Raw genomic sequence first — 12,777 nt, forward strand, 5'->3', positions numbered from 1 at the left:
GATTGCCCAGTGCCTGATTACCCAGTGCCCTGACCGGCTTGTTCCCTCGGGTGTCGCACGTCAGCTCGCAGTCACCCCTGTCCGGGACGCACTGGGATCCGGGGCCGTTTCCATAGCGGACATGAGTTCGTCGAGTTGGTAGGCCACCGATTCGGCCGCGGGCGACTGCAGCATATGGGCATGATCGCCGGGGACTTCGCGAACAAACGTTTCACGCGTGACCTCCCGCCATCCCAGCAACGGGTCATCAAACAGGTTATTGGTTTTGCCTTGATCGCGTGGGCGGAACAGATGGACGTCGCCGGCAAAAGGCTCGGCGACATACTCATGGACCGCCTTGACGTTGGCTTGGAAGACTCCGAACACGTGAGCGGCGTTGGGGGCGTTCTTGGTCGCGACAATATCGTTCAATTCATCCGGGACGATCCCGGCCTGCGAAGCTCGATCGACGAAGAATTGCAGTTGGTCACCCGGGCTCTTTTGGCGGATCTGCTCTAGATCTAGATTCATGGCGCCGGGAAACAAAGCTGATAGCAGGGGCAAAAAATCCTCTTCGCGAAATTCGCTATCCGGTGATAGCAGCCCGGAATCGAGCAACGCGACAACCCCGACGGGTGTGCCTCGCAATTCAAGTTGCCGGGCGACTTCGAAAGCGATGTTGCCGCCCAGAGACCAGCCCGCCACATGGACGGTACCTGTGGGCTGGACTTCACGGATCACACGCGCGTAGTGAGCGGCCATTTCCGCGAGTGTTTCATGCGGTGGCTGATTGCCGTCGATCCCATGGGCTTGCACACCATAAACGGGTCTTCCGGCGGCAAGGTGCTCGACCATCTCCAGGTAACAGAACACCGTCCCGCCCGCCGGATGGATACAAAACAAGGGAGCAAGCGATTCACGGGGCTCGCTCTGCTGCACATGCTCGCCCGCTCGCAGCGGTATCAGCGTCGATCCCATCGTCGCCAACTCATCTTGATCGATTAACTCAGATAGATGATCAATCGTGGCATTTTGGAACAACGCCACAAGCGGCAAGCGTTTGCCCAGCAACCGTTCGACTTCGCTCGTCATCCGCACGGCCAACATGGAATGCCCGCCGAGATCGAAAAAGTTGTCTTGGATGCCGATGGGACGCGTGTCGAGCAGTTCTTCCCAAATGCTCACGAGGGTTTGCTGAGTCGGTGTCCCGGGGGCTTCGAAGTGACCTGCCCAGGCGGGCCGTCCCGCAGGCCGCGGCAGCGCCGCGCGATCGATCTTGCCATTGATGGTCCGCGGCAGTTCATCGAGTACAACGAATGCGGAGGGGATCATGTATGCCGGCAATCGTGTGGTCAGTTCATCACGAAGATGCTGAGTAAAGCGGCGTGAGGACTCCGTGCCGATCGGGTCGTTGGCGAAAGAGCGGAAATCATCAGGACTCGTATCCGGCCGGGACAAAGGCATCTTGCCCGTGTCGGGATCGCTGGTGGGCAGGACGGCTAGGCCATGGTTTAATTCCACGCTGCCAACGATCACATCAAACGCGGCAGGATCCGCTTCATTCCAAGTCGCGATGGCGTCGCTCATCTCAGCGATGACATCGTTGGGTTCGTGTTGCGATTGCGTTTGAGCGAATCTGTCGAGACGCGTTTTCACTTCCGCGACGGTCGTCGTTGGCGGCATGGATTCGATCAAATCGGACAGATGACAGTCCGCTGCCACCCGTTGGTTCGCGAACCCGGTAAAGCGGGTCGGCTGCGTGTGAGGATCGATGGGGAGTGCGAGGGGGCGTTCGACATCGCAGAGAACACGTTCCACCGCCGGTGGTTGCTCGGTGGCGTCGGTCTGCAGAATGACGTCGTAGCGGAATCGACCGAGTTCGTTCGTCTCAGCAGCGTCCTTGAGCAATACAGTGGCTGCTGTGATTCGTGGGTGCCAATCGAGCAGACGCTCGAACATGCGTGGATCGAGCAACAGTTCTTCTTCGTGCTCCATCCTGGCCGCGATCCGATGTTGGAGTTCTTCCAACGAAAGCGAGTCATCGGAGTGAAGCAATTCAATCGATGCGGCCATCGCAGGTTGCAAACGCAGATTGCGCAGGTCACCCAAGAAAACCTTGCCGCCCGGTGCGAGGTGTTCGAGTACGCCGTTGAGTACCCGAAACAGGTAGTCGATACTGGGGAAATACTGAACGACGGAGTTCAAGACGATGCAGTCGAATGTCTTGCCGGCCAGATGCTCAAATTGGTCCGCGTCGGCTTGGTGCAGAGCGACTTTCTCGCTGAGTTCTGGCCGGCGGGCGAGTTCCCCACGGATGTTCTCGAGCGAGGATTCCAATAGATCCGAGCCGACGTAGCTTTCGCAATGCTCGGCGATTCGCAATAGCAGCAAACCGGTTCCGCAGCCAATTTCCAGAACACTGCGGGGTTGCAGATCACGGATTCGCGAAACGGTTGCGTCTGTCCACTGCCGCATCTCGTCGGCAGGAATCGGTCGGCCTGTATAGGTGCTCACCCATCCGGCGATATTGAACGATGCGTCGAGCACCGGGGGCGCGAGACGATGAGTTTGTTCGAAGAGGCTCCGCCACTGGGTCACATGATCGGACTGCAGTTTCGCCGAGTGCGAGTCATTCACACCGCCCGCCTGAGGCACGACATAGGCCACCAGCTGTGAATGCTCGGTATCATTTCGTTCGATGACCACGGCTTGCCGGACTTCATCAAGCGTTTCGAGCGTCGCGGCGATTTCGCCTGGCTCGACACGAAACCCCCGCAAACTGACTTGATCATCCGCCCGGCCGACAAATTCAACGACGCCGCTGGACAACCAACGCCCGAGATCGCCGGTGCGATACATGCGGGCACCGGGATCGCTGGCAAAGGGATCGTTTAGGAAAACGGCGGCGGTCTGTTCAGGCTGGTTCAGGTATCCCCGCCCCACGCCGCGACCGCCGATGTAGATCTCGCCTTTGGCGCCAATGGGCAGCGGTTGGCGATGCTCATCGAGGATGTACATACGCATGTTGTGCATCGGGCCGCCGATGGGCGGTTTTTCACCTGACCAGTCTTGATGCAGCGGCATCATCGAGCAGCCAACCGAGACTTCCGTCGGGCCGTAGCCATTGAAAAGACGTCGGCCACCGGTGATCCAGCGACGAGCGAGTTCCCCACTCAGTTTATCACCCGCCGACGCGACGGTACGCAGATCGGGAAGTTTGTTGGGATCGAGCATCGAGAGCAATGCGGGTGGGAACTTGCCCACACTAACGCGTTGCTGATGAAGGAGATCCGTCAGCGCCTCGGGCACCAAGAGGGTCGCCTGATCAACGACCACGCTCGTGCCACCTGAACCGAGCGAGTAGAACATTTCGGATACCGCACCGTCAAAGGAGGGCGAAAATCCGAAACTGAATCGATCGTCAGAACACAGCCCCATGCGATCAATCTGCGCACGAATGAAATTGACGATGCCGCGATGTTCAATCTCAACTCCTTTCGCACGTCCCGTTGAACCGGAGGTGAAGATGACGTATGCCCGATGACTCGGTTCAATGCACGGGAAAACGGGATCGGCGGGCGACTCACCCCGTGTGGCAATCCAGTCTGCGTCTACCACCGCAACGGCCGACGTGTCGGTGACGATGTGCTCGATGCGGGCGGCGGGCAACGCGGGATCGACGGGCACGAACGTGCCACCTGCTTTCAGTGTTCCCAAGACCGCTGCGAACAAGTCCACTGATCGCGGGAGCGTGATCACAACGGCGGATTCACTCACGACACCCCCGGCAAGCAGATGTCCGGCAAACCAGTCCGCTCGCGCCATCAATTCCTGATACGTGACGGTTTGAGCGCCATCAATCACCGCGTCTTTCTCGGGGAAGTTTACCGCTTGCGCCGCGACCAGGTCATGCAGCAGATGCGGCGTGGAATAGTCCTTCGATGTCGTGTTGAACGTATCGACGACTTGTTCAAACTGGTTGCACGAGAGCATCGGCAACCGATCGATCTGCGTTTCGGGGGCCTCGGTCGCCGCGACCAAGAGCGTGCGGAAAGAGTCGATCAGGCGTTCGATCGTCTCGCGATCGAACAGCGTCGACCGATATTCAACATGGCCGATCAACTGTCGAGATTCTTCCCACAGAAAAAAGGTCAGGTCGTACTTGGCGGTGCCATTGTCGACGAGTATCGGTGAGACCTCCAGGCTGCCTTTTTCGCTGATATCGCGGGGCAGATTTTGCATCACAAGGGCCGATTGAAAAATTGGCGAGAAACTGCGGTCACGCGTCGGCGCGAGTTCCTCGACGAGTCGTTCAAACGGCACGTCCGCATGTTCATGGGCCTCCGTCGTTCGCTGATGTACCTGTCTCACGAGATCGGCGAACGAGGGATCGTCATCCAAGCGAATACGAAGGGCCAGCGTGTTGACAAAGAATCCGATCAGCGGCTCAATTTCAGGATGCACTCGCCCGGCCGATGCGGTACCGAGCACGAGATCGTCGCTGCGCGAGAATCGGCCGAGTAAGACCGCTTCGGCCGCCACCAAAACGACGAAGGGAGTCGTGTGGAAGCGGGCGGCGAATTCATTGATCGCCGTTGTTAAATCGACCGAGAGTTCAAACTCGACCGTTGCACCGGTAAAATCCTGGATCGCCGGCCGGGCTCGGTCCGTCGGCAAATCGAGCACCGCGGGGGCACCGGCGAGTGCCGAACGCCAATATTCCATTTGGGATTCGATGCGTTCACTCGACATCCGCTCATGCTGCCAATGGGCAAAGTCAGCATACTGGATCGACAGCGGCGGCAGCGTTGGTGAGTTCGGCGCATCGTCCGCAAGATCGGTTCGGGCGACTTCATAGACCAGCGTGAGCTCGCGGAGCATCACAATCATCGACCATCCGTCCGAGATGATGTGATGCATGACAAGCAGAATCACGTGTTCGTCGTCACCGATCCGATACACGTTCACACGCAACAGAGGACCGTGTTCGAGATCAAACGGCGATCGCCCCGCCACACGCATGCGGCGTTTCAGCTCGGCTTCCGCGTCAGGGCTGGCGGAAACGTCAAACCAAGCACAGCGAACAGGCATCTCGGCATGGATTGTTCGCTGCGGCTCGCCGTCGATGAGATGATAGGTCGTGCGCAGCGACTCATGCCGCGCGACCAATTGATCGACGGCCTGCTGCAACGCTTCGCGATCGAGGGGACCGCGAAGTCGCGCCGCGAGCGGCATGTTGTAGAACGGATCATCCTTGGCGATCTGGTCGACAAACCACAGTCGGCGCTCGGCGTCGGAAAGTTGTTCGTCGCATCCGGCTGGACGCGGCGAAATGTGGGAGCTCCGAGTACCGGCCCGCTCAAGCAGCATTTTTTCGAGCAATGCCCGTTTGGCCGGCGATAGCGAGGCTAGCCGTTTCTGGATATCGGACATGCGTTTCCTGTCGATTGAATGGGCGTGGGCATCGTCGCTGCCGCGTTGGAACTCATCGAGCTGCAGGTGGCAGGATCAGGCATCTCGGCGGGAGTTGGCGAACCCAATGCCAGTTGATCGTTTAGAAAGCAGAGCAATTGATCGCGATGGGTTCGTTGATAGTCAGTCGGGTCCGTTTGACCGATGAAGTCGATCGCCCGGATCAATGGACGCTCACCGGGATGTTCTCCGACGCGCCAGTCATTCTCGAGTGACTCGGAAATATGATGCTCGGCAATCAATCGACCGCGGCACATGCGGCGAATTCGTGGATGCAGGTACGCATCGTCGTACCCTTTCGCTGCGTCAGGCACGCGGTGCTTGTTAAAGATGTCGCCGTCGAATTCGCCATACTCCATCGTGATGATGTAGTAGTGTGGATTCGCAGCGAGCTCGCTATCGTGGATGTAGTCGACCGCCAACGTTGAGTGGTACTTGGCTTCGCCGCTCTCATCGTCCACTACCAGACAATCACCCAGGAAGCCCGGTTGGTGCATCAGTCCCGCCGCCGAACTCACCCGCGCGGTGATCTTGTTGGCGATCTCTTCTGCCCTTGCGGGAAAGGTGTCCGCCGGCAACGGTTCACCCATGAAACGCTCGGCAATGATGTTGAACAATGCTGCCGTATTGAACCGGAAACCGTGCAAGACGCTCGACATGGTCTTCTTGAGATCACGGATTTGAGTGATCGTTCCCGCATAGAAGACGCCGGGCAGGTTGGTCGATTCCCAGGCACTCGTCATCGCCGGCAAGCGATCTTCACAACCCATCGCGGGGCGACAATCGTCGGCAAAGAACGTGGGGTCCCAACGGAAACCGGTACAACACAAAACGCGATCGTATGCGAGTGAGGCCCGCTGCCCTTCGGCGTGCGAGAATGTGATCTCCACGTGAAATTCACCATCGACCTTCTTAATGCTGTCGACCGTTGCATCGAGTACCGAGTTCTGGCCTTTGAGTATGTAGGTATCGAGAAAACTATTATTGATCGCTCGAAGGTGACCAAAAAAGTGTGTTTGCCAAGCCATCTTGATCGGGCTGGGGCTGCATAGATGCGTCACCCGGGTCGCGGCAATCAGGTGATCGGCAGTCTCAAATGCTGAATTCCCTTTACCTAAAATCAGCACGCGTTGGCCTGCATAGTCGTCTGGATCCAACGACATGTCCGTGTAGTTTTCCGTCAGCTCGATGCCGGGGATTTCGGGGATATAGGGCTTCTGCACACCGATAGCCACCACCAAACAGCGGACGTGATACGTCGTGCCATGATGATCGCGCAGAACATAACCCTCGTCACCATTGCTGGCCTTCTCAACCGATTCGACGCGTGTATTAAACTGGATATCAATGTCGAAACGCTCGGCGAAGTCACGGGTGTAGCGTGCGTAGTCCACTGTGCTGGGGAAATACTCTTTCGAGTATTTTGTGAACGCCATCTCGTCGTCATCGCATAGCAATGAGTTCCAGTCGTACCGGAGTTGCGAGGGGCGATCGGTGTAACCGGTATGGACCTTGTTGATCGAGAGCAACTTGCCGTGCCGGGGATACTTTTCCAAAAAAGTACCCGGGCGATCGTTGGCCTCGAGGATCAAGTAATCGTAGCCAGCCTTTTTTAGGAAATAGCCTAGCTGTACGCCGGCGGGCCCTGCACCAATGACGAGGAAGTCGATTTCGCGTTCTTGATTTTGTGTGATCATGATGGAGTCGTTTCGTCGAGAGCCCGGATGACTTCGTCGTCCGTAAGTGCGTCGAGATGGCCGAGCAAGTTGCTGACGTCGTCAGCTTCGGTTTCGGCTTGGTAAAGGACAATGGCCTCAGCCAGAGCAGCGATCGTGGGTCGTGAGTAAACTTCTCGCAGCGGTAGCTGCACATCAAAGCGTTGCCGCAATCGAGCGAACAATTGGGCCGCCATTAATGAATTGCCGCCCATGTCGAAAAAGTGATCATGGCGTCCGACCGCCTTGCTACCGAGCACCTCGCACCAGAGCTCGGCCAGGGCGACTTCCAATGGCGTTTGCGGAGGTGTGTGGATGCTCGTGGGGCATACCAGTGATTCGCTGGGCAGTGACTTGTAGTCGGTTTTGCCCGCGGGAGTTTGTGGGAGACTGTCCAACCACTCAATCGTCGCGGGGATCATGTAGTCGGGCAAGGCACGCGTCAGTTGCGTCAAGGTGCGATCAGCATTTCCCATTCCGCAGCAGAATGCGACCACTCGGCTGCCACCGGGAACGTCGGCATCGAGCAGTGTCACGGCGGCGCGATCGACGCCGTCACACTGTTGCAGCACAGATTCAATTTCATCGAGTTCGATGCGGAAACCACGCAGCTTGATCTGACGATCATTCCTGGCGAGGAACTCGAGGTCACCATCGGGCCGTCGACAAACATGGTCACCCGTATTGTAAAAACGCGTGCCTTGATCATCAAAGAAGCGTTGGTTCGTTTGCTCGCTGTCACGCCAATACCCGCGTGCCACGCCCACACCACCAATTTGCAGTTCCCCCGCGACACCTATCGGAGCGAGTTGTCCGTGTCCGTCGACCACGCGGCAGATCGTGCCCGCGATGGGATGGCCGATCGTGATGTCGTCGGCTGAATCAATCCGCCGAATCATCGACCACACCGTTGTTTCAGTGGGGCCATAGACATTCCACAACTCACAGCCTGTCGCGAGAAGATCGCTAGCGAGGTCGGGCAGCAACGGTTCGCCCCCGCACAGTAAACGGGTCGCCGGTGCCGGTTGCCAACCAGCGGATAACAGCATCCGAAATGCGGATGGTGTCGATTGGATCACGGTCGGTCGTGATTGCTTGATCGCCTCGATCACCGATTCCGGATCGTCTCCAATGCGATGGCTCGTCATGCAAACATGACCGCCGCACCACAGTGGTAGAAAGATTTCAAGCACCGAGATGTCAAACGACGTCGTCGTCACCGCGAGCATCGAATCGGTCGCCGAAAAACCAGGCTCCTCCGCAAAGGATGCGAATAAATTGGAGAGGCTGCGATGAGTGATCTCAACCCCTTTGGGCTTGCCGGTCGAGCCGGAGGTGTGGATCACGTACGCCAGGTCGGATGAGTCGATTCGGGAGTGCGACGCGGTGACGCTATGGGACCGTTCGGACGCCTGGATCGACGCTTCATAACGGGGTTGGTCCATCACCATTGCGGGCTCGGCATCAGCAAGAATCTGATCACGCCGTCCAACGGGCAGATCGAGATCAACGGGCACATAGGCAGCACGGGCCTTCCAAATCCCCAAAATAGCAACGATGGCGTCCACCGATCGAGGCATCTCGAGTGCAACCCGTGATTGCGCGCTGACGTCTGCGCGAATCAACGCGTCGGCAATCAGGTCGCTAAGCTCGTTGACATCATGGTAGGTGAGAACCCGTTGGTCGTCACGACACGCGACTGCATTGGGCTGCTGGTTGGCGTGCTCACGCAGTCGATCGATCACCGACACATCGGAGTCAAGATCCAGCGTCTTGCCTCGTTGGGCAGCTTGAATGCTCAGTCGCTCGGCGTCGGAAATGGTGCTTAGGGACGTGGCGAGACTTTTCAACGAGTTGTCGCTGATCGCGCCGGGATCAAAGCAAGGCGGCGCGGATTGATTCTCGACATGGGGTGTTGTCGCGGTGCCAGCGAGCTGGTGCAGGACACCCTGGATCGACGCGAGAAGACGCCCGCTGAACTCAGGCGAGATCTGTTCGCCAACAACGAGCGTCAGCTCGGTATGGGAACCGGGTTGGATGATCAAGGACACGTCGTAGGCAGTGACGGCCGAATAGTCCGGACGGATGGCAGTGACTTGGGCGTCACCGATATTTGCAATCGCCGATAGCGGCGGCTGGTACAAGAACATCACCTGCGATAGCGGCATCCGCAATGTGTCGCGAGTGCCACCGATCGCGGTCACCACTTCTTGAAACGGCACATCTGCGTGTTCGAGATCAGACAGCAGTTCTGTCCGCGTCTGCAACAACGTTTCTGCAATCGTTTGCTCGAGGTCGATTTGGGCGCGATAGATGATTGGATTGACAAAGCAGCCCACGATGGGGTGAAGCTCAGCGGACGGGCGATTCGATGTCGGGATCGTGATGCCGAAATCGTCGCTACCGCTATAGCGTGCCAGCACGAACTGAAACGCCGTCAGATACACCATCGACGGTGTCATCTGATGCGCCGTGGCCAACTGCTCAATCTGCTTCGTCACCGAGTCCGAGATGGAAGCCGAGATCGACGCGTCACCCGTCGGCGACGAAGCGGAACGCATTGCTTTTTCACGAGCACTCAGTTGGGGCAAGTTCAGTTCGGTCGGCATGCCCGCCAGTCGTTCGGTCCAGTAGCTCAGCGGCGATTGATTGAGCGTGCGGTGCTGCGTCCCGGTATCCCATGCTGCATAGTCAACGTAGCGCAGTGCAGCATCGGCATGGGGCTCACGCCCACGGTCCAGCTCTCGACTTGCATCGTCTGCGAAATCACTTTGCAGCTCGCCCAGCAAAATCTGCAAGCTACCGGCGTCACAGATGAGGTGATGCAGCACGAGATCAATTCGGCTGCCGCCCGCAGGGGTGCGGGTTGCCGCGACCCGCATCAGCGGCGCGTCGTTCAAGTCCAGCGGCGCGGTCACGAACGCGTTCCATGCTGCTGGAAACTCGTTCACATCGAGTGCGCTGCGATCGAAGGATTCGACCTCGACTCTCGCGACATCAGCAATCGTCTGCCAAACGTGTTGGTCGTCTTGGACGAAGCGGGCCCGCAGCATGGGATGCCGAGCGAGCATGCGGTCACACGCTGATTGGAGTCGCGCCACGTCAATCGGCCGATCCAGATGGATGCTGACCGGCACATGGATGAATGCGTTGGTTTGCCCCAGTTGGTCGAGCAACCAAAATCGTTGCTGCGCCGACGAGAGCGGGTGCCTGCCACTCAGCGCGGTCCCCGATGGAGGAATCGTGGGCGACGGCTGCGCGTCGGGGCCATACGAATCCACAATCGCTGAAAAATCCTTGAGCTTGGGACTGCGAAACAATGCCGACATCGGAATGGACGTTGACCACTGCTGACTGACTTCCATGAGCATGTCTGCAATCAACAGCGACTCGCCCCCGAGATGAAAGAAATCATCGTCGCGACTGATCTTTTCGACGTCGAGAATGCGACACCAGATGCTGGCAATCTGATTCTCCGTAGGCGTCGCGGGGGCTTCGAAATGCGAGATCGTCGATGTCTGCAACGCACCGGATTCCCAGCGTGCGATTTCAATCAGCTCCCCGTCCTGAAACATCTGTTTCGTGTCGGTCCGACGCAGCTTGCCGCTGGACGTTTTTGGCAACGACCCGCTCCGGACGAGTACGACAGCATGCGGTGTGACTTGGGCCTGCCCGGCAATTGCCGCAACGACGACTGGAAGCAATTCCGGGGCAGGAAACTTCTTAGGACGCCAGAGCTCTTGGATCACCACCAGTTCTTCACTGTCACCAATGTCGATACTCAGTGCCGTGCCTGTATCCGGTTTAAACGCTTCGCTGGTCGCCTGGACAATCTGCTCGATGTCATGCGGGTAGAAATTACGACCGGCAACGATGATCAACTCTTTGAGCCGGCCCGTCACGATCAATTCGCCATCAACCCGTGCTGCTAAGTCGCCCGTACGTAGATACTTCGCCGACGCGTCCACCGCGAGCGTATGCGATTGCTCGGACGCCATGGCGAGCTGGGCGTGAAAGGTATATTCCGTCGCAACGGGATCACGCCAATATCCCGAGGCCACCGAACCACCCCGTACCCAAATCTCACCGATCCGGCCATCGGGAAGCGCTTGGCGTGTCTGTGGATCAACGATTTCGTAGTGCATCCCGGCGACGGGAGTGCCGGAGCTGACCAGTTCCAGCGAGTGCCGCGAGCCCGCAGCCGTCCCGTTATGATTGTCGATCGACGGCTCCGCCAATTGGGATTCCGCCGACACCCGTTGAATCTCACCGAGCTGCAATGCTTGAGCATCAACATGAAACGTCTGATAGGGTTGCCCCAATCGTGACCCGGTCGCCATCACCGTGGTTTCGGCCATGCCAAAGGCGGGACAGAATGAGGTCGACTCGAAGCCATATCTCGCGAATTTTTCTTCGAACCGGCGGAGCGTCGATGCACGTACCGGCTCGGCTCCCGCAATGGCTACCTTCCACGAGCTCAAATCGAGTCCATCGCAGTCCGCGTGATCAATCCGTCGCACACAGAGCTCGTAGCCGAAGTTCGGGGCACCGTTGCTCGAGCCGTTGTAGTAGTCAATGCAGCGCAGCCACTGCAGCGGGTTTCGCACGAAATCCGTGGGTGAGATGATGACGGTTTCCACCCCCCGGTAGATCGGGATTAGAATCCCGCCGATCAATCCCATGTCATGATAGGGCGGTACCCACTGCACACTGCGAGCACCCTCGAAATGGATATGTTCGATGACCGCGGCCAAATTACTCAGCAGCGTGCGGTGCGTGAGCACGACACCACGCGGGTTCCCTGTCGATCCCGACGTGTATTGCAGCAAGGCGATGTCGTCTGGTTTGGGCAGTCGGCCGTCCCAGTGATCAGCGACGGTCGCGTCAATTTCATCCACCGCAATGGCAGCATCATCGGGCAGCTGCCAAAGCGAGCTGAGGGAATCGCCAATGGTCGCCCGGTCGCTCAACAGAATACTGGCGTTGGCGTTCTCAATGATCGCTTGGAGACGCGGTAGGGTGTGCTGCAAACGCAGCATTTGGGGTGGATAGATCGGCACCGCAATGGCCCGTGCGTACAAGCAGCCAAACAGGGAAGCGGCATAATCTGCACCTGGATCGAGCACCACGAGCACCGGTTTGCCGACGCCACCACGGCTCTGGATCTCCGCCGCAATCGCGCGGGCACGTCCGTCGAGCTCGGCAAAACTCAGCCGATCATGCTCACCGGGCTCGCCAATCACATGCGTGAACGCCGGCGTGTGGGCTACCTTGCCCCGCGCATAGCAGCGACAATAGTGAACGAGTGTCGACAGATCCGTGGATCCGTTGGTACTCGGTGTCCAGATGTCCGAGACTTGCGTTGGCGATTCGATTCCAGTTTCGTAGTCCACGAGCCAATTATCTGAAAATGGGGCCTTTAGGTGCGACCAACCCCCATTGGTTAGCCGTCAGTATCGCAAGCGTCTGCGCACGGTTTACCCAGACCTCCTAATCTAGCTCACGAAATTGCGCGCGAGCTGGGGAAACCCGGTTGCGAATGCAGACTCGACCGTGAGGATTGCGCAGACGAGCGGTTATGCAAGTTTTAAGGGCTTGATGGCGATTATTG

3 protein-coding genes are annotated in these 12,777 nt (G+C 58.2%); all 3 read right to left on the reverse strand.

Annotated features, from left to right (window positions below):
- Positions 1-60 precede the first annotated feature (60 nt).
- From SH410x_RS10045 to SH410x_RS10055, 3 genes are read right to left on the reverse strand one after another with little or no spacing between them, the layout of a single operon-like run.
- On the reverse strand, positions 61-5,412 hold the full coding sequence (locus SH410x_RS10045; protein WP_473676370.1) for an amino acid adenylation domain-containing protein: 5,352 nt from the start codon (positions 5,410-5,412) through the stop codon (positions 61-63).
- On the reverse strand, positions 5,388-7,148 hold the full coding sequence (locus SH410x_RS10050; RefSeq protein ID WP_473676371.1) for an NAD(P)-binding domain-containing protein: 1,761 nt from the start codon (positions 7,146-7,148) through the stop codon (positions 5,388-5,390). Before SH410x_RS10050 ends, SH410x_RS10045 begins: the two co-directional genes overlap by 25 nt.
- Positions 7,145-12,559, reverse strand: coding sequence for an amino acid adenylation domain-containing protein (locus tag SH410x_RS10055; RefSeq protein WP_473676372.1), 5,415 nt, complete (start codon positions 12,557-12,559; stop codon positions 7,145-7,147). Before SH410x_RS10055 ends, SH410x_RS10050 begins: the two co-directional genes overlap by 4 nt.
- Positions 12,560-12,777 lie beyond the last annotated feature (218 nt).

Source organism: Rhodopirellula sp. SH410 (assembly GCF_055811895.1).

Excerpts from the sequence above, each read along its gene's own strand:
- SH410x_RS10050 (WP_473676371.1), bottom strand. The coding sequence starts at position 7,148 with ATGATCACACAAAATCAAGAACGCGAAATCGACTTCCTCGTCATTGGT.
- SH410x_RS10045 (WP_473676370.1), bottom strand. The coding sequence starts at position 5,412 with ATGTCCGATATCCAGAAACGGCTAGCCTCGCTATCGCCGGCCAAACGG.